The sequence below is a fragment of the Sphaerimonospora cavernae genome (assembly GCF_042435035.1).
In the GTDB taxonomy this organism is placed as follows: Bacteria; Actinomycetota; Actinomycetes; order Streptosporangiales; family Streptosporangiaceae; genus Sphaerimonospora; species Sphaerimonospora cavernae.
Genome location: NZ_JBHMQT010000018.1, coordinates 106,160 through 124,538, shown reverse-complemented (window position 1 = coordinate 124,538; position 18,379 = coordinate 106,160). Strand labels below are relative to the sequence as shown.

Here is an 18,379-nt window from a genome sequence, read left to right as displayed (position 1 = left end):
GACGTCGGGCAGTAACAACGAAATCCGTCAAAGTCGATCTACTCTTGGCCGCCCGCGCGCCCACCCGCCCTCCCGACCGTTCCTCCGGTGTCTCCGCGGTGTGATCCAATGGGTTGGACCGGCAGCCAACCATGATCGACAACTCGCACCACCCGGAGAGACGCCGTGACACCTGAGGAGATCGAGGCCGCCGTCCAGGCGGGCATGCCGCAGACGATCGAGGACCTCGAAGGGCTCGCCGCCATTCCGTCCGTCGCCTTCCCCGGCCATCCGGAGGCGCCGGTCCACGAGGCGGCGGCATTCACCGAGCGGCTGCTGCGCGCGGCAGGCCTCCCGTACGTCCGGCAGATCCCGATCGAGGGCAGCTTCCCCGCCGTCTTCGCCGAGGCTCCCGCGCCGCCCGGGGCACCCACCGTGCTGCTCTACGCGCACTACGACGTGCAGCCCGCCGGCGATCCGGCGCTGTGGAAGACCCCGCCGTTCGAGCCGACCAGGGTCGACGGCGTGCTGTACGGCAGGGGCACCGCCGACGACAAGAGCGGCGTGATCACCCACGTGGCGGCGCTGCGCACCTTCCAGGGCCGATTCCCGGTCGGGGTCAAGGTCATCATCGAGGGCCAGGAGGAGTACGCCGGGGAGCGCCTCCAGCACTTCATCGAAGCCGATCCCGAGTTGGTTCGCGCGGACGCGATGGTCATCGCCGACGTGGGCAACCCGTACATCGGCGATCCCGCGCTGACGACGTCACTGCGCGGGATGGCCGCGTTCACGGTGGAGGTCCGTACGTTGGCGGAGGCCGTCCACAGCGGCGCCTTCGGCGGCGCCGCCCCGGACGCGCTCGCCGCGCTCATGCGCATGCTCACCGCGATGCACGACGAAGCCGGAGACGTGTGCGTGCCCGGACTGACCCGCGGCACGTTCTCCGGCCAGGGCTGCACCGAAGAGGAACTGCGCGCCACCGCGGGCGTCCTCGACGGGGTCTCGCTCGTCGGCACAGGCAGCGTGGCCGACCGCATCTGGGCGTCGTACGCCATCACCGTCACCGGGCTCGACGTGCCCGATGTGCATGGCGCGATCAACGCGGTCCAGGCTGTGGCGCGGGCCCGCGTCACGATCCGCATCCCCCCGTCCGGCGACGCGAAGACGGCACTCCAGGACGTGACCGACTTCCTCAGGAAGATCGCCCCGTGGGGCGTGCAGGTGTCGTTCAGCGACTTCGTCACGGGCGCCGGGTTCCGCGCGGGTGCCGGCGGCCGGGCGCGCGGCGCGATCAACCGTGCGATGGCTCACGCGTTCGGCCAGGCGCCGCGCGAGGTCGGCCAGGGCGGCTCGATTCCGCTGGTCGCCTCGCTCTCCCGGCTCTTCCCGGAGGCCGAGATCCTCCTCTACGGTGCCGAGGATGACCACGCCTCCATCCACGCGCCGAACGAGCGGGTGGTTCTGGACGAGCTGCGTCGCGTCATCACCGCCGAGGCCATCTTCCTGAGCGAGTACGCCCAGGGCTGAGGATGAGCTGAGCGGCGCCAACTGCTCCCGGCGACGGCCCGGATCTGATCATGACCTGATCGGCGGGCCGGGCCCGGCAGAGGCTTTTCCCGGCGTCCCGGAGTGAGACCCACTCCGGTAAACCAGAAAGGAACAGCGTGATGGAAGGTGCCCGTCCCGTGCGTGCCCCCCGGGGCACCACGCTCACCGCTCGCGGCTGGCAGACCGAGGCCCCGCTGCGGATGCTGATGAACAACCTCGACCCGGAGGTGGCCGAACGGCCGGACGACCTCGTGGTCTACGGCGGCACCGGCCGCGCGGCCCGCGACTGGTCGGCCTACGACGCGATGGTCCGCACACTGACCACGCTCAGGGACGACGAGACCATGCTCGTACAGTCCGGCAAGCCGGTCGGGGTGCTGCGCACCCACGAGTGGGCCCCCCGGGTCCTCATCGCCAACTCCAACCTCGTCGGCGACTGGGCGAACTGGCCGGAGTTCCGCCGTCTGGAGAAGCTCGGCCTCACGATGTACGGCCAGATGACCGCAGGTTCCTGGATCTACATCGGCACCCAGGGCATCCTGCAGGGCACCTACGAGACGTTCGCCGCGGTCGCGGCCAAGCGCTTCGGCGGCACCCTGGCCGGGACGCTGACCGTCACCGGCGGCTGCGGCGGCATGGGCGGCGCCCAGCCGCTGGCGGTGACCCTGAACGACGGCGTCTGCCTCGTCATCGACGTCGACGCCGACCGGCTGCGCCGCCGGGTCGAGCACCGTTACCTCGACGAGGTCGCCGACTCGCTCGACACCGCGATCGAGCGTTGCCTGGCCGCCAGGCGGGAGCGGCACGCCCTGTCCGTCGGCCTCGTCGGCAACTGCGCGACCGTGCTGCCCGATCTGCTCGCGCGCGGCGTCGAGGTCGACATCGTCACCGACCAGACGAGCGCCCACGACCCGCTGTCCTATCTCCCGGAGGGCGTCGACGTCGCGGACTGGCACGACTACGCGGCGAGCAAGCCGGAGGAGTTCACCGAGCGGGCGCGGGCGTCGATGGCCAGGCACGTCGAGGCGATGGTCGGTTTCCTGGACGCGGGCGCCGAGGTCTTCGACTACGGCAACTCCATCCGCGACGAGGCCCGACTCGGCGGTTTCGCCCGCGCCTTCGCCTTCCCCGGTTTCGTCCCCGCCTACATCCGGCCGCTCTTCTGCGAGGGCAAGGGCCCGTTCCGGTGGGCCGCCCTGTCGGGCGATCCCCGGGACATCCACGCCACGGACAAGGCGGTCAAGGAGCTCTTCCCGGACGACGACCACCTCCACCGGTGGATCGACGCCGCCGGCGAGCGCGTCGCCTTCCAGGGGCTGCCCGCCCGCATCTGCTGGCTGGGGTACGGCGAACGCGACCGGGCGGGCGTCCGATTCAACGACATGGTCGCCTCCGGCGAGCTGTCGGCCCCCGTCGTCATCGGACGCGACCACCTGGACTGCGGCAGCGTCGCCTCGCCGTACCGGGAGACCGAGGCGATGGCCGACGGGTCGGACGCGATCGCGGACTGGCCGCTGCTCAACGCCATGGTCAACACCGCGTCCGGCGCGACCTGGGTGTCGATCCATCACGGCGGCGGCGTCGGCATCGGGCGTTCGATCCACGCCGGGCAGGTCACCGTGGCCGACGGCACCGACCTGGCCAGGCAGAAGATCGAGCGGGTGCTGACCAACGACCCGGGCATGGGCGTCATCCGGCACGTCGACGCGCGCTACGACCTAGCCGACCAGGTCGCGGCCGAGCGCGGGGTACGCGTCCCGATGCGGGAGACCGACGCGTGACCGTGGAGAGCTTCGACGGCCTGTGGACGGCGATCGAGCCGGTGGGCCGGGACGGCCGCACCGGCGGCTACCGCCGTTTCGCCTGGACCGGTGAGGACGCGACGCTGCGCGAGTGGTTCGCCGGTGAGGCCGCCGCGCGGGGTCTCGACCTCGTCGTCGACCGGGCCGGCAACCAGTGGGCGTGGTGGGGCGACCCCGACTCCGCCGGGCCGGCCGGGGGCGTCGTGGTCGGGTCGCACCTCGACTCGGTGCCCGATGGCGGCGCCTACGACGGCCCGCTGGGCGTGGTGTCGGCGTTCGCCGCGCTGGACGCGCTGCGCGCCGGAGGGTTCGAGCCGGGCAGGCCGATCGGCGTGGTGAACTTCGTCGACGAGGAGGGCGCCCGTTTCGGGGTGGCCTGCGCCGGTTCCCGGATCATCACCGGCGCCCTGGACGCCGACCGGGCGCGCGGGCTGCGCGACGGAGACGGGATCGCGATGGCGGAGGCGATGGCGCGGGCGGGGCACGACCCGGCCGGGGTCGGCCCGGATCCGGAGACGCTGCGCCGGATCGGCGTCTTCGTGGAACTGCACGTGGAGCAGGGCCGGGGGCTGGTCGACCTCGGCCGCCCGGTCGCGGTCGCGTCGTCCATCTGGCCGCACGGCCGCTGGCGACTCGATCTGGCCGGCGAGGCCAACCACGCGGGGACCACCCGGCTGGCGGACCGCCGGGACCCGATGCTCGCGCTGGCGTCCGCCATCACCGCGGCGCGGGAGGCCGCCGCCGCGCGCGGCTGCGTGGCCACGATCGGCAAGGTGCGGGTCGAGCCGAACGGCGTCAACGCCATCCCCTCGGCCGTACGGGCCTGGCTGGACGCCCGGGGCCCGGACGAGCCCGACGTCCGTGCGGTGGTCGAGGAGGTCGCGCGGGCCGCTGCCGCGGGAGCGGCAGAGGAGTCGTTCACCGCCGAGACGATCTTCTCGGTGGAGTTGCGCGACCGGCTCGCCGCCCTCCTCGGAGACGCGCCGGCGCTCGGCACCGGTGCCGGCCACGACGCGGGCATCCTCGCCGCGGCCGGCGTCCCCACGGCGATGCTGTTCGTACGCAACCCGACCGGTGTCTCGCACTCGCCGGCCGAGCACGCCTCACGCGAGGACTGCCTGGCGGGGGTGGCCGCACTCGCCCGGGTCATCGAGGACCTGGCTGGAGGAGCCGGATGAGCGCGACACGCTGGCACGCGCCGTACGCGTGGCTGCCCGGCGGACTGGCCCGGGACGTCGCCTTCGAGATCGAGGACGGTCGGTTCACGGCCGTCAGCCCCGGCAGCGAGGCGGGCGCGGCGCGGCGCCTGCCGGGCGTCGTGCTGCCGGGACTCGCCAACGCCCACAGCCATGCCTTCCACCGGGCGCTGCGCGGCCGCACCCACGACCGCGGCGGCGACTTCTGGAGTTGGCGCGAGCGCATGTACGGCGTGGCGCGGCGGCTCGACCCGGACAGCTGTCTCGCCCTGGCCCGGGCGGCGTACGCGGAGATGGCGCTCGCGGGGATCACCTGCGTCGGGGAGTTCCACTACCTGCATCACGGCCCCGACGGCACGCCGTACGACGACCCGAACGCGATGGGCGAGGCGCTGCGGCAGGCGGCGGCCGAGGCGGGGATCCGGCTGACGCTGCTCGACACGATCTATCTCGCCGGCGGCCTGACGGCCGAGGGGCACGCGCCGCTGGACGGGCCGCAGCGGCGGTACGGCGACGGCGACGTCGCGGGCTGGGCCGACCGTGTGGCCGGGCTGAAGCCGTCGGCGGGCATGCGCGTCGGCGTCGCCGCGCACTCGGTGCGCGCGGTCCCCCGCGAGGCCCTGGCGGGGGTGGTCGAGACCGCGGCGGGACGGCCACTGCACATCCACCTGTCGGAGCAGCCTGCGGAGAACGCCGCGTGCGAGGTCTTCTACGGCCTCAGCCCCACCCGGCTGCTCGAAGCCGAGGGCCTGCTCGGCCCGTCGACGACCGCCGTGCACGCCACCCACCTGACGGAGGCGGACATCGCCACCCTCGGCCGCACCCGGACGACGGCCTGCCTGTGCCCGACGACCGAACGCGACCTCGCCGACGGCCTCGGCCCCGCCCGCGCGCTGCGGGACGCCGGGGCTCCGCTGTCGCTCGGCTCCGACCAGCACGCGGTCATCGACCTGCTGGAGGAGGCTCGCGCGCTGGAGACGCACGAGCGGCTGCGCACGCTGCGGCGCGGCCGCTTCACTCCTGAAGAGCTGCTCGGCGCGGCGACCGCCCACGACGGCCTCGGCTGGCCGGACGCGGGCCGTCTGGAGCCGGGCGCGCGGGCCGACCTCGTCGCCGTGCGGCTGGACACCCCGCGTACCGCCGGGGCCGCGCCGGATCAGATCATGTTCGCCGCGACCGCCGCGGACGTCGACACCGTGGTCGTCGACGGGCGGGTCGTCGTCTCCGAGGGCCGCCATGTCCTGGGTGACGTCGCGGCGCTGCTGACGGCGGCCATCGAACCGCTGTGGGAGACCGCATGACGTCCACCCTGCTCACCGGGATCGCCGAGCTCGTCACCAACGACCCGTCCGTCGGCGACGGCTCGCCCCTCGGCCTGTTCCGGGACGCCGCGCTGGTCGTCGAAGGCGGGCGCGTCGTGTGGGTCGGGCCCGCCGGCCGCGCCCCCGACGCCGACCGGCGGCGCGACCTGGGCGGACAGGCGGTCATCCCCGGCTTCGTCGACTCCCACGCCCACCTGGTCTTCGCCGGGGACCGGGCCGCCGAGTTCGCCGCCCGCATGGCGGGCACCCGGTATGACGGCGGCGGCATCGCCACCACGGTCGCCGCCACCCGGGCGGCAGACGACGCCGAGCTGCGAGAACTGCTCAGCGACCGGATCTCGGAGATGCGCGTCCAGGGCACCACCACCGTCGAGGTCAAGAGCGGGTACGGACTCACCGTCGCCGACGAGGTGCGGGCGCTGCGCCTGGCCGCGGAGGTCACGCCGGAGACGACCTATCTCGGGGCGCACGTCGTGCCGGCCGGGGTGGACCGGGACGACTACGTGCGGCTGGTGACCGGGGAGATGCTCAGGGCCTGTGCGCCGCACGCCCGCTGGATCGACGTCTTCTGCGAACCCGCGAGCCCGCACGCGTTCGACGGGGACGAGGCACGCGAGATCCTCACGGCCGGGCGGGACGCCGGGCTCGGCCCGCGGGTGCACGGCAACCAGCTGTCCGCCGGGCCGGGCGTGCGGCTCGCCGTCGAACTCGGCGCCGCGAGCGTCGACCACTGCACCCATCTGACCGACGCCGATGTGGCCGCCCTCGCCGACGGCGACACGGTCGCGACCCTGCTGCCCGGGGTCGAGTTCTCCACCCGGTCGCCCTATCCCGATGCCCGGCGGCTGATCGACGCGGGCGTGACGGTCGCGCTCGCCACCGACTGCAATCCCGGTTCCTGCTACAGCTCGTCGATGCCGCTGGTCGTGGCCCTCGCCGTACGGGAGATGCGGATGACCCCGGCGGAGGCGCTGTGGGCGGCCACGGCGGGCGGCGCCAGGGCGCTGCGCCGGGACGACATCGGGGTCATCGCACCCGGCCACCGGGCCGACCTCACGGTCCTGCAGGCGCCGACCTACCTGCACATTCCGTACCGGCCCGGCGTCCCCATCGCCCGGGCACTCGATGCCGACCCGCCCGATTGACCGGGGAGAGAACGCGGCTTCAGCCGAGATCGTCTCGGGTGGCCTCCTCGACCTCGCGCAGGCTCTGCCGGGTGAGCTCCAGTTCTGAGGTGAGGTCCTCGAGCGCCTTCATGCCGCCGTCCGCCTCCAACGAGGTGGCGGCCATCGTGGAGAGCTCTACCGCCCGGGCGACCAGGCCCTCCAGGCTGATCGCGCCGGACTCGAGCCGGGCCAGCAGCCGCTGCCGTGTGCCCGACACCCGGTCGTACACCTCCTGCTGGGCCGCCAGCGACGCGATCGACCGGTCGAGCTCACCGGCGACCTCCGCGCGGGCCGACCGCCGGGCGCGCGTGAGCCGTTCGCGCTCCTGGTGAAGGAACCGCGGATCGAAGCGGGCGAGCGCCGAGCCGGTGACCGTCGCCTGACCGGCCAGCCGGCGCAGCGTCGCCACCGTGTCGTCCACCTGGGGCCGCATCGCGGCGATCCGGTCGAGCAGGATCTGCCCGCGCATCGAGGCGGTCAGGTCGGCGAAGGTCCCGGTCGCCCGCTCGGCCCGCCGCAGCCACCCCTCCTCCGCGCTGCCTCTGGCGACCGGCAACTCCTCCCGTTCCTCCGTACGGCTCTCGCCTCCGGCCGACTGCCACGCGGAGGCGAACGCCTTGACGAGCCAGACGGCGACGCCGACGAAGGCCGCGCCGACCGGGTGCACGTTCACGGCCCAGGCCGCGCCTCCCGCGGTGGCGCCCAAGAGTAGCGCCCAGGGGTCGCGGAGTTCCTCACTGAAGCGGGACAAGTTGGGCTCCGGCTCAGAAGTTGGAGATCACTGCGGTGAACACCTGATCGATGCTTCCCGGCTTGCGTGAATCGTAGGCCGCCGCGTCCGTGGTCTGCGAGATCTTCCGGAGCACCCCCAGGTCGGCGTCGGCGCCGTACGCGATGGTGAACAGCCGGACCGTGTCCCGTCCGGCCTCCTTGTGCAGCTCGGCGAGCAGATCGTCCAGCGAGATCGAGTAGTTGTCCTCGTTCCTGCCGTCGGTGAGCAGGACCACCGCGTTGATGGCGTCGCCGCTCTGCCGCTTGAGCACGTGCTGATAGGACGCGAGCGCCGTGTCGTACAGGCCGGTGCCGCCGTTCGGGATGAGGCCGTTGATCCGGCTCTTCAGCCGGCTCTGGTTTCCCCGTCCCATCGGCACCAGTTCGCGGTAGTCCTTGTTGCCGTCCTGATTGAGGGAGAACATCCACAGTCCGACGCTGTCGTTGGGGCCGAACTGCGGCAGCGCGTTGACGGCCGCCTGCTTGGCCAGGTCGAGCTTGGTCTTGCCGGTGCCTGGCACCTCAGCGCCCATCGAGCCCGAGACGTCGAGGACCATCAGCACGTTGGCGGGCTTGCGCAGCTCGGCCCAGCTCTTCAGCACCCGGTCCAGCACGCCCGGCGCGGGCACGCTGAGCGTCGTCGCGGGTTCCTTGGGGTCGAGACCGTTGGCCTTGGTGATCAGCTTGCCCGGCTTTCCGTCGAAGGGACGGAAGGCGTACTCCGCGAACTTGTCCTGCTGGTCCGACGACTGCAGATATTTCAGGAAATCGGCCGCTACCGCCTTCTTGTCGGCGTCCGCCCAGGACAGCACGGCGTACGGATGATCCGAGAAGAGCGTGCCCTCCTTCGGATAGATGGCCACGAGCGGGACCTTCGGCTTGGCGCGCTTGCCGAGGGTCGCCGGGTCGCCCGTGGGGTTGCCCTGGTTGTAGTCCCATACCGACTTCTCCTCGACGGCCACCGCCGAGACGTACGACATCGCGGCGCCGGAGTCGTCGGCGTTCTGCAGGTTCGACAGGAACGTCAGCGTGGTGTCGCCGTAGTGGACGATCGACCGCTCGACGCCCTTCACGAAGTCACGCGTACGCGCTGCCGTCACGTCCTTGTCCGAAAGGTCTCCCGACAGGCCGGTGGCGGCGAAATAGGCGCCGACGGTCGCGTTGAGGCCGGAGGTGGAGAAGTTCGGATTGGTCTTGCCAAGACGGAACGCTCCCCACTCGGGGTGGTCGTACTTCGCCCACCCCTTCGGATCGTTGGCGAGCTCCAGCACGTCCGACCAGCCGATCTTCTTGGCCGGCCAGCCGAGCGCCTTGGCCATCGGCTCCGGCATCGCGATCACCAGCGGTGACTTGGCGATCGTCGGGTTCTCGGAGGAGACGAGGCCGGCCCGGTCGTCGCCCTCGACCCGCCGTTGGAGCAGGGTGATCCAGCCAGCGCTGGCGGGCGTCCACACGTCGGGTTTCGGCCCGTCCACCCGCTTGTCCCAGCCGCGGGCCAGGGACTGCATCGCCTCGCCGGACGCCTTGGAGTTGACGACCACGTCGACGCAGTGCCCGTCCACCTTCCGCCCGCTGTATCCCTTGGCCATCTTGCCGAGGAGCTCTGCCTTCTCGCTGGACGCCGCGATGGTCAGCGTCACGCCACCGTCGCCGCAGGCACGGCTCTTGGCGGCCTTGTCATCGCCGTCACCGCCCGCGCCGCCCCCACCGAAGAACATCTTCAGCCCCACGATGAGCGCGCCCGCGATGATGACCGCGACGATGAACGGGGCGAGGCTGCGGCGGCGCCTCTGCTGTTGTGGGGGGTACATCCGTCCTCCATGGCCAACCCGGGGAAGTGTCAGCACTTATCCCGACGAACGGCGACCCACGTTAGTTGCCGATCGTCACAGATGGCTAACCAGGGCCATACGCTTCAGCGGGTCAAGCGGTGAGGAGGCGGGCGAGTTCGGCGGGGCCGGCGTTGGCTCCGGTACAGATGACGGCGACTCTACGTCCGGCGAAGCGCTCTCGGCGGGCCAGCAGCGCCGCCAGGGCGGCCGCACCCGCGCCCTCGGCAAGGGTGTGCGCCTCGGTGAGCAGCATCCGCTGGGCTTGTACGATCTCGTCGTCTGAGACCAGCATGAAGTCGGCCAGGCCGTCCCGCATCACGGCCTGGGGCGTGGCGAAGGCGGACCCGGTGGCGAGGCCGTCCACGACCGTTTTCATGGGCCGGCTGACCAGCTCACCCAGACGCCACGAGTCGTGGGCGGCCGGGGCCTGGGCGGACTGGACTCCGATCACCTGGCATTTCGGCGCGAGCGCCCCCGCGACGAGGCAAGCCGCCGCCGCGCCGGTTCCGCTGCCGACCGGCACGAAGACCGCGTCGAGGTCGGGCCGCGCGGTGAGGACCTCGAAGTACAGCGTGCCCACCCCGGCGATGATGTCGGGCTCGTCGGCGGGACTGATCAACCTCGTCCCGGTACGGCCCGCCAGGGCACGGGCGTGCTCGGCGGCCTCGACCATGGTCGGTCCGGCGATCTCCACGGTGGCGCCGAGCGCCTCGACGGCGGCGACCTTGGCCGGGTTCGGGTTCTCCGGCATCACGATCGAGCACGCCACGCCGTACAGCCGGGCGGCGTACGCGATCGACTGGGCGTGATTGCCGGTCGAGTACGTCAGGACGCCGCGGGAGCGGTCCGCCATCCGCGCCAGCAGGTTGATCCCGCCGCGCACCTTGAACGCCCCGGTGGGCTGCACGTTCTCGTGCTTGACGAACACCTCGGCTCCGACGGCGGCGTCGAGCACGGGATAGGACCACATCGGGGTTTCCGGGAGGTGCGCGGCGACGATCCGCCGGGCCTCCAGCACGTCACGGAGATCGGTCATGCCGCCCAGCCTGACGGAGCCGCCTGTTATAAGTCCAACCGCCGTCGGCCTGACTCAGGAGCCTAGGGCGTCGACCGCGGCCTGGCAGAAGGCCTTGAGGTCGTCCGGCTTGCGGCTGCTGACCAGCGTGTTCGGGCCACCGGTACAGACCACGACCTCTTCGTCCACCCAGTCGGCGCCGGCGTTGCGCAGGTCGGTGGCCACGCTCGGCCATGAGGTCATCCGGCGGCCGCGGACGACATCGGCCTCGATAAGAGTCCACGGCCCGTGGCAGATGACCGCGACCGGCTTGCCCGCGTCGAAGAAGCCCTTGGCGAACCGCACGGCCGCCTCCTGCGTGCGCAGGCGGTCAGGGTTGGCGACTCCGCCGGGCAGCACCAGGCCGTCGAAGTCGTCGACGGACACCTGGTCGACGGTGCCGTCCACCGGGAACGTGTCGCCCTTGTCCAGGTGATGGAACGCCTGGATCTCCCCCGCCTTGGTCGAGATCAGGCGTGGCGTGCCTCCGGCCTGCTGGACGGCCTTCCACGGCTCGGTGAGCTCTACCTGCTCGGCGCCCTCCGGCGCGATCAGGAACGCGACTGTCTTTCCCTGGAGCATTTCTCCCCCTTCGCCATGTTCGTCATCCGCAGGCCGATTTCCCGGCAGGGGCTGATCTATGCGTGCGTATCAAGTCGCCTTACGGTCTGACACGACCGGCCTCTCGCTCCGCGTGCTGCCGCACTGACGGCAAGCCGGGCCGCCCACATGGAGCACACCGTGGCCGTCACCGCCCTGGCCGGACGGCTGCGCTCCTCCGCCCGAGCCCGGCGGCGGCTCGACGTCGGCAGCGGCGTGGTCTATCTCGGCCTCGGCGCCGTGGCCGCCTTCGCGAGCGAGGGCTCCAAGCGGCTCTGATCCCAGCCCTCACGTGGCGGCGGCGCGTAACCCGTCAGATGGTGCGGTCATGGCCCTCCCAGTAGGGGTCGCGGAGCTTGCGTTTGAGCAGCTTGCCGTTGGGCTCGCGGGGCATCTCCGCGATGAAGTCGATCGACTTCGGCCACTTCATCCGGGACAGCCTGCCCGCCAGCGAGTCGAGCAACTCCCTGGTGAGGTCGGGACCGGGTGACAGACCGTCGGCAGGCTCGACGACGGCCTTGATCTGCTCGCCCCACTCCTCGTCCGGGATCCCGAAGACGGCCACGTCGGCGACCTTGGGGTGGACCAGCAGCTCCTTTTCGATCTCGGCGGGATAGATGTTGGCCCCACCAGAGATAATCACGTCGGCCTTGCGGTCGCAGAGGAACAGGAAGTCGTCCTCGTCGAGATAGCCGATGTCGCCGACCGTGAAGAACCCTTCCAATCGGTTCGCCGCGGTCTTGGCGGGGTCGCCCTTGTACTCGAAGCCGGCGCCGGCCATCTTCATGTAGATCGTGCCGGGGGTGCCGACCGGCACCTCCTTGAGGTCGTCGTCGACGATGCGGAGCTCGGCGATCGGCCAGGCCTTGCCCACCGTACCGGGATGTTTCTTCCAGTCCTCGGGGGTCGCGATCGTGCCGCCACCCTCGGTGGCCGCGTAGTACTCGTAGATCACGTCGCCCCACCAGTCCAGCATCTGCCGCTTGACCGGCACCGGGCAGGGCGCGGCGGCGTGGATCACCCACCGCAGCGAGGACAGGTCGTAGCCCCGCCGGATCTCCTCCGGCAGCGCCAGCAGCCGCTTGAAGTGCGTGGGCACCAGGTGGGAGTTGGTCACCCGGTGGCGCTCGCACAGGCGCAGGGTCTCCTCGGGGTCCCACTGGTCCATGTAGACGAGTGTGTGGCCCATGTGCAGTGCCGTACCGCCGAACTGGGTGACGGCGGTGTGGTAGCTCGGCGAGGTGACCAGGTGGACGTTCGGCCGCCCGGTGGTGATCCCGAAGAAACCGAGCAGGAAGGTCATCAGCTCGGCCGAGTCGTCGGGATCGAGTCCGTTGAGCGGGCGCCGTACCCCCTTCGGGCGGCCGGTCGTGCCGGAGGTGTAGTGCATGGTCGCCCCGGCCGTACGCTCCTCCGGGAGCGTGTCCGGCATGCCGTCGACCAGGTCGGTCACCGGCCGGGCCCCCACCACTTCACCGAAGGCGTAGCAGCGGTCGGCGACGCCCGCCGCCGTGGCCCCGACCATCCCCGCCTCGGCGTACCGCTCGTGCGGGAAGAACGCCTTCGCCTCGCTGTCGGCGAGGATGTAGCCGATCTCGGGTCCGGTGAGGTGCCAGTTGATCGGTGTGTAATACCACCCCGCCTGCAGAGCGGCCAGATAGAGGGTGAGACCGTCCACGCCGTTCGGCGTCAGCCCGCAGATGCCGTCGCCGGGCCGGAGTCCCAGCCCGCGCAGCCCGCGCACCAGCCGGTTCGCCCGGGCGAGCAGCTCGCCGGCGGGGTATCCCGTGCCATCGGGGTCGACCGCGGCGATCCAGTCCGGATCGGCCTGCGCCAACCTCCAGAAACCGAGTGAGCCCATCCGCAGCTCCCTTGGTGCGGTCCCGCCCGGGCCGCCCGGTGCCGGAACGAGCCGGTTCAGCCCGTGAAGCACGCGAGTGGAACACGGGCGAGACGCCGACAGGTTCTGGCAATGCGAAGCGACACGGACGAGAATCGGTTCTAGTTCTTGCGGGCAGACTAACCCGGGAAACAGCACGTAACAAGAACCGGTCCACGCGTGGAGGGAAGCCAGTGGAGCTCCTGCCGATCAGCACCCCGCACTGCCGGATCGAGCGCGACGACCACCTTGTGATCGTCACGATGGACCGGCCCGAAGCCCGCAACGCGCTCTCGACGCCGTCTCGAGCTCTTCAGGGTGAAGTCGAGTGCGCCGAGCACCCCATGTCGCCGGCGCGGCTGACCGCGGCGACGACATTCCGGCAGGGGCTGAACGCGACGATCGGAAACTCGATACCGAACATGTCGGTGACACGTGTCCGCATGTCCCGAACGCAGGTCCGCCCCCGTCATGCTGCAACGCGTTCCATTTCCATCGCGGAAGGCGTGGAGAGAGGTCGATCCGGAAACACGTTCCAGCGAGGAGCGGCCCGCCGGGTCACCGGGTTTTCGCGATTCCCGCCAAATTGATCACAAGATCGTATAGGATTGAGCGGATGGTGCGATAATGGTGTCGTCTGCCCTCACTACCTTAAGTCAGTGTTAATGACAAGTCGGGTATTGCGGGCATACCACAGGAGTCGTACCTTCCCGGTATGGATCTGGAGCTCCGCCATCTCAGAATCGTGCGCGAGGTCGCCGACGCCGGCAGCGTCACCAAGGCGGCCACCCGTCTCGGTCTGGCTCAGCCTTCGCTCACCGCACAGCTCAAGCGCATCGAGCGCTCTCTCGGGGGTCCCCTTTTCGAACGCGACCGTAACGGCGCCCGTCCCACACCACTCGGGGAAATGGTCCTGGCCCGGGCCCGCGTCCTGCTCCCCGCCGTACGCGAACTTCAAGAAGACGCGGTACGGTTCGCCAACACCTCCGAGCAGATCCCCGGCTACCGCCTCGGCGCCACCAACGGGTCAATCCTCGGCGGGCTGGTCGAGCGCCTCACCGCCGACAATCCGGGGTCGCCGGTGACGACCCGCACCTCATGGTCGGCGCGCGAGCTGACGACGATGGTGACAGCGGGTCTACTCGACTTCGCACTGGTCGGAACGTGCGGCGACAGCCCACCGCCGCCATCGGACACGATGAGCTGGAGCGTCGTCGCCACCGACCCGGTCTTCGTCCTGCTCGCCGAGAATCACCCGCTCGCCGGCGAGAACGAGCTGGAGTTGTCGCAGCTCGCGGACGAGCAATGGGCCGCCGTACCCGGGGAGGGCTGCTTCTCCGACTGCTTCGTCGTCGCCTGCGCCCGTGCGGGATTCGTACCGAAGTCGATCTACGAGAGCGACGTCGCGACCTGCCTGCACCTGGTCGGAGTCGGCAATTCCGTGCTGCTCTGCCAGGCGACGTTCCAGCTCACGGCCGGGCTGGTGATGATGCCGCTGGCCGGGGCTCCGCTGCGCTGGCGGCACCTGCTCGGCTGGCACTACGACTCGATCGCCGCGCGGGTGGCGCCTTCGGTCGCCGCCCATGCCAGGGCCGCGCACGCGAACGCGGTGTCCCGCAGCCGCCGCTACGCCGACTGGTTGATCAACAATCCCCACTTCGGCACGGTCCCCTGACAACCGCACCCCACCCCCCTGCCGTGATCTTGCGAACACTCGCACGAATACACCGTGAGCAGGCAATCCCTGTTTCATGATCTTGCAGTTTCTCGCAGACCTACCCACTGAACAGCGTAAACGACGTTGGTGATCTTGCACTTTCAAGTGCAAGACCACCAAGCGAATAAGCGCAGGTCAGGCGACTTGCCTGCGAGAAACTGCAAGATCACGAAAGGGATATGAGCAGGTCAGGAGGCTACCGTGCGAGCATTTGCAAGATCACGGAGAGGGTGGGGGGGTTGCGGCGGAGAATCAAGGTGGGGGGATCAAGGTGGGGGGTCGTGGGTTCCATAGTTCAGAGCGATTCCATAGCACAGGGCTATTGATGAAATGGTAGGTCCCCGAAATTTGACCCTCCGCTAGCTTGTCGGTCAAGCCCCCCTGTCAACAAGGAGAACAACATGCCCGACAGGCGCAGGTTCCCTCGGCACGCGGTTACCGCCGGCTGTGCCGTGGCCGTCAGTGCGATCACTCTGATGGCCGGTCCCGCGTCCGCGGCCCCCAACCCGGGTGCCGTTGCCTCCGACCAGCACGCAGCCCAGTCCGCCGTCTCCGTGACCAAGCCCCCGCCCGCGATGCTCGAGGCGATGCAGCGCGACCTCGGACTCAGCGAGAGCCAGGCCCAGGCCCGTCTGGCCAACGAAGCCCGCGCGATGGCCACCGACGAGAAGGTCCGTACCAACCTCGGCGACGCCTTCGCCGGGTCGTGGGTCACCGGGCCGACATCCGACGTCCTGATCGTCGCGACCAACGACGCCTCCAAGGCCGGCGCGATCCTCGCCGCAGGCGCGCAGCCCCAGATCGTCGGCCGGTCGCTGGGCACGCTCACCACCGCCAAGGAAGCGCTCGACAGGGTCGGCGACGTGCCTGCTTCGACCCCCGTCTGGTATGTCGACGTCAAGAGCAACAGCGTCGTCGTGCTCTCCTCCAACCAGGCCGAAGCCGAGGCGTTCATCGCCGCCAGCGGGGCCGACACGTCGCTGGTGCGGGTGGAGCAGTCCGCCGAGCAGCCGCAGACCTTCTACGATCTGCGCGGCGGCGATGCCTACTACATCAACAACTCGTCTCGCTGCTCCATCGGCTTCTCGGTACGGCGCGGCAGCACCAACGGATTCGTCACCGCCGGCCACTGCGGCCGCGCCGGCAACACCACAACCGGCTACAACCAGGTCTCCCAGGGCACTTTCCAGGGCTCGGCCTTCCCCGGCAGCGACTACGCGTGGGTCGCGGTGAACAGCAACTGGACGCCCAGGCCGTACGTCAAGGGCAGCGGCGGCGCCAACGTCACCGTCAAGGGCTCGAACGTGGCCCCCGTGGGCTCCTCGGTCTGCCGGTCGGGCTCGACGACCGGCTGGCACTGCGGCTCCGTCCAGCAACTCAACACGAGCGTCTCCTACTCCCAGGGCACCGTCAGAGGGGTGACGCGTACCAACGTGTGCGCCGAGCCCGGTGACTCCGGCGGCTCGTTCATCTCAGGCAGCCAGGCGCAGGGCATGACCTCCGGCGGCAGCGGCAACTGCAGGACCGGCGGCACGACCTACTTCCAGCCGGTCAGGCCGGCGCTGTCCGCCTTCGGACTCACCCTCGTCACCGGCTGATGAGGTAATCCTCGCGACAGCGGAATCTCCGGCGCCGCCGCTCCCATCACCCCCCAATGGGCGCGGCGGCGCCCCTCTCAGCGGGGCAGACGGCGCCAGATGGCCCTGGGCAGGATCCGCATCAGGGCGAAGACCGGCCCGAGCCGGGCCGGCACCCACACCGTACGCCGCCTCGACCTGAGCGCGTCGATCACGGCGTCGGCGACGGCGTCCACGGTCACCGACATCGGAGCGGGAGTCATCCCCCAGGTCATCCTGCCGATCACGAATCACGGGCGGACGACCACGACCCGGGCACCCGACCCGTGGAGGGAGTCGGCCAGCCCCTGCGCGAAGCCGTCCAGGCCCGCCTTGGCCGAGCCGTACACGAAGTTCGCCTTGCGCACCCGCACGCCGGCCACTGACGACAGGACTATGAGCGTGCCGTGGCCCTGCTCGCGCAGCGACCGCGCAGCGGCCAGGCCTGCCGAGACGTGGCCGCCGAAGTTGACCGCCATGTCGCGCGCGACCGCCACCGGGTCCTCGTCGTAGACCGTCTGGCTGCCGAGCACGCCGAAGGCCGGGATCACCACATCCCTCGATCAAAGCAGGCGCAGCCGCCGGGCCAGGTCGGAGGCGAACAGCCCGTCGGGGTCGGCCCGCCGCCGGATCTCCCGCCACTCGCCAAGCCGCGGATAGGTGGCGGACATCATCGCGGCGGACATGCGGGAGTCCTTGGCAAGATAGATCCGTCCCCCGGCGGCCGCGACCCACTCGTCCAGCTCGGTCAGCATCCCGGCCAGGCCGGACTGGGCGGCCGGGATGTCCAGGGCCAGCGTCCACCCGGGCATGGGGAACGACAGCATCGCCGGAGTGCCCCGCCCGAACCGCTTCAGCACGGTCAGGAACGACACCACCCCCGCGCCCGACAGCCTCGCCACCACCCGTCGCAGGGTGTCCTCGGCCCCGAACGGCACGGCGAACTGGTACTACACGAAGCCGCGTGAGCCGTACATCCGGTTCCATCCGGCGACCCCGTCGAGGGGATGGAAGAAGGGCGCGATGCCCTGGATCAGCCGTTTGCCGAAGGCGGGCGCCGCCTTGCCGTACCAGGCGGCGTTGAACGCCCTGACGGTCGCACGGTTGAGCAGCCCGCCGGGCGCCCACGGTGGCGCGGCGAGGCGGGGGCGCGGGCCGAAGGCGAGCCGGTCGCGGCGCATCCGAGCGGGCAGGTCCGCCGGCGCGGCGTGGTCACCGCGGGTGGGCACACTCTGCCCATCCGACGGCCCCCGGCCAGCAGGTCGATCCAGGCGACGGTGTAACGGTAGCGGTGATCGGTCTCGGCCATCGTCTCCAGGGTCTGGTCGAGATCGCGCGTCCGCTCGACGTCCACCACCATCCGGGAGGTCTCGACGGGGACGCACCGGAAGGTCGCCTCGAGGATGACGCCGGTGAGCCCCATACCGCCCACTGTGGCCCAGAAGAGCTCGTCGCCCGGGGTGAGCTCCTGGATCATCCCATCGGCGGTCAGCAGGCGCAGCGACCGGACGTGCGCACCGAAAGAGGAGTCCACGTGATGGTTCTTGCCGTGGACGTCGGCGGCGACGGCTCCGCCGACCGTGACATATCGGGTGCCCGGCGTCACCGGGACGAACCAGCCTTTCGGCACCAGATCGTGCAGGCTGACCCCGGCCGAGGCGGTGACCAGGCCAGTGGGACCGAGCCGCCACGACGGTCCTGTCACCGCCCGTCGCGCAGCCACGCGCTCAGTGATGACGGGTCTGCGGACCGCGCAGGAAGGGGACGATTCCGGCGACCACCATGATTCCGAGGATAGGCGAGACCAACGGGATCGCGGTCCCGGCCAACGTGATCGGGTTCACGTCGTCCCGGGCCGTCCTGTCGAGCCGTTGACGGTTTCCTCTCCCACGAAGGT

The 18,379-nt window shown here is 70.8% G+C and carries 15 protein-coding genes and 2 pseudogenes; 9 read left to right on the top strand and 8 right to left on the bottom strand.

Annotated features, from left to right (window positions below; genetic code table 11):
• The first annotated feature begins 165 nt into the window (after positions 1 to 165).
• The 5 genes from ACFHYQ_RS11105 to hutI all read left to right on the top strand — a co-directional run bounded on the left by ACFHYQ_RS11105 (position 166) and on the right by hutI (position 6,992).
• The gene (locus ACFHYQ_RS11105; protein WP_394301029.1) at positions 166 to 1,506 is read left to right on the top strand and encodes a M20/M25/M40 family metallo-hydrolase; all 1,341 of its coding nucleotides are present in this window, start codon (positions 166 to 168) and stop codon (positions 1,504 to 1,506) included.
• Positions 1,507 to 1,646: 140 nt separating this feature from the next.
• Positions 1,647 to 3,308, top strand: a complete 1,662-nt coding sequence (gene hutU / locus ACFHYQ_RS11100) for a urocanate hydratase (protein ID WP_394301028.1) — start codon at positions 1,647 to 1,649, stop codon at positions 3,306 to 3,308.
• Entirely contained in the window at positions 3,305 to 4,507 is a 1,203-nt protein-coding gene (locus ACFHYQ_RS11095) for an allantoate amidohydrolase (protein ID WP_394301027.1), read from the top strand. Before hutU ends, ACFHYQ_RS11095 begins: the two co-directional genes overlap by 4 nt.
• A complete protein-coding gene (locus tag ACFHYQ_RS11090) occupies positions 4,504 to 5,826 on the top strand; it encodes a formimidoylglutamate deiminase (RefSeq protein ID WP_394301026.1) in 1,323 nt (440 codons plus the stop codon). The genes ACFHYQ_RS11095 and ACFHYQ_RS11090 overlap by 4 nt, the downstream gene beginning before the upstream one ends.
• Positions 5,823 to 6,992: an imidazolonepropionase gene (hutI, locus tag ACFHYQ_RS11085; RefSeq protein WP_394301025.1), complete on the top strand. Its 1,170-nt coding sequence runs from the start codon at positions 5,823 to 5,825 to the stop codon at positions 6,990 to 6,992. The genes ACFHYQ_RS11090 and hutI overlap by 4 nt, the downstream gene beginning before the upstream one ends.
• A 19-nt stretch (positions 6,993 to 7,011) precedes the next feature.
• On the opposite strand, the gene ACFHYQ_RS11080 is transcribed toward hutI, so the two are convergent.
• The 4 genes from ACFHYQ_RS11080 to ACFHYQ_RS11065 form a co-directional block, all read right to left on the bottom strand.
• A complete protein-coding gene (locus ACFHYQ_RS11080) occupies positions 7,012 to 7,764 on the bottom strand; it encodes an HlyD family secretion protein (protein ID WP_394301024.1) in 753 nt (250 codons plus the stop codon).
• A 13-nt stretch (positions 7,765 to 7,777) separates the two neighbouring features.
• Positions 7,778 to 9,595, bottom strand: coding sequence for a substrate-binding and vWA domain-containing protein (locus ACFHYQ_RS11075; protein ID WP_394301023.1), 1,818 nt, complete (start codon positions 9,593 to 9,595; stop codon positions 7,778 to 7,780).
• Positions 9,596 to 9,707: 112 nt separating this feature from the next.
• The gene (locus ACFHYQ_RS11070; RefSeq protein WP_394301022.1) at positions 9,708 to 10,652 is read right to left on the bottom strand and encodes a threonine ammonia-lyase; all 945 of its coding nucleotides are present in this window, start codon (positions 10,650 to 10,652) and stop codon (positions 9,708 to 9,710) included.
• Between the two features lie 54 nt (positions 10,653 to 10,706).
• Positions 10,707 to 11,252, bottom strand: coding sequence for a type 1 glutamine amidotransferase domain-containing protein (locus ACFHYQ_RS11065; RefSeq protein ID WP_394301021.1), 546 nt, complete (start codon positions 11,250 to 11,252; stop codon positions 10,707 to 10,709).
• Between the two features lie 159 nt (positions 11,253 to 11,411).
• On the opposite strand from ACFHYQ_RS11065, the gene ACFHYQ_RS11060 reads away from it, so the two are divergent.
• Positions 11,412 to 11,549, top strand: coding sequence for a hypothetical protein (locus ACFHYQ_RS11060; RefSeq protein WP_394301020.1), 138 nt, complete (start codon positions 11,412 to 11,414; stop codon positions 11,547 to 11,549).
• A 34-nt stretch (positions 11,550 to 11,583) separates the two neighbouring features.
• Here ACFHYQ_RS11060 and ACFHYQ_RS11055 read toward each other — a convergent pair whose 3' ends face one another.
• Entirely contained in the window at positions 11,584 to 13,131 is a 1,548-nt protein-coding gene (locus tag ACFHYQ_RS11055) for an acyl-CoA synthetase (RefSeq protein WP_394301019.1), read from the bottom strand.
• A gap of 212 nt (positions 13,132 to 13,343) precedes the next feature.
• On the opposite strand from ACFHYQ_RS11055, the pseudogene ACFHYQ_RS11050 reads away from it, so the two are divergent.
• The 3 genes and pseudogenes from ACFHYQ_RS11050 to ACFHYQ_RS11040 form a co-directional block, all read left to right on the top strand.
• A pseudogene (locus ACFHYQ_RS11050) lies at positions 13,344 to 13,448 on the top strand (crotonase/enoyl-CoA hydratase family protein); the annotation flags it as partial.
• A 416-nt stretch (positions 13,449 to 13,864) separates the two neighbouring features.
• Entirely contained in the window at positions 13,865 to 14,824 is a 960-nt protein-coding gene (locus tag ACFHYQ_RS11045; protein WP_204012265.1) for a LysR family transcriptional regulator, read from the top strand.
• 443 nt (positions 14,825 to 15,267) lie between these two features.
• Positions 15,268 to 16,464, top strand: coding sequence for a S1 family peptidase (locus tag ACFHYQ_RS11040; protein ID WP_394301018.1), 1,197 nt, complete (start codon positions 15,268 to 15,270; stop codon positions 16,462 to 16,464).
• Between the two features lie 77 nt (positions 16,465 to 16,541).
• Here the strand turns inward: ACFHYQ_RS11040 and ACFHYQ_RS11035 are convergent.
• The 3 genes and pseudogenes from ACFHYQ_RS11035 to ACFHYQ_RS11025 form a co-directional block, all read right to left on the bottom strand.
• Positions 16,542 to 17,039 (bottom strand): annotated as a pseudogene (locus ACFHYQ_RS11035) (SDR family NAD(P)-dependent oxidoreductase); the annotation flags it as partial.
• A gap of 6 nt (positions 17,040 to 17,045) precedes the next feature.
• Entirely contained in the window at positions 17,046 to 17,420 is a 375-nt protein-coding gene (locus tag ACFHYQ_RS11030) for a D-arabinono-1,4-lactone oxidase (RefSeq protein ID WP_394301017.1), read from the bottom strand.
• 95 nt (positions 17,421 to 17,515) lie between these two features.
• Positions 17,516 to 18,205: an FAD-binding protein gene (locus ACFHYQ_RS11025; protein WP_394301016.1), complete on the bottom strand. Its 690-nt coding sequence runs from the start codon at positions 18,203 to 18,205 to the stop codon at positions 17,516 to 17,518.
• Positions 18,206 to 18,379: the final 174 nt, after the last annotated feature.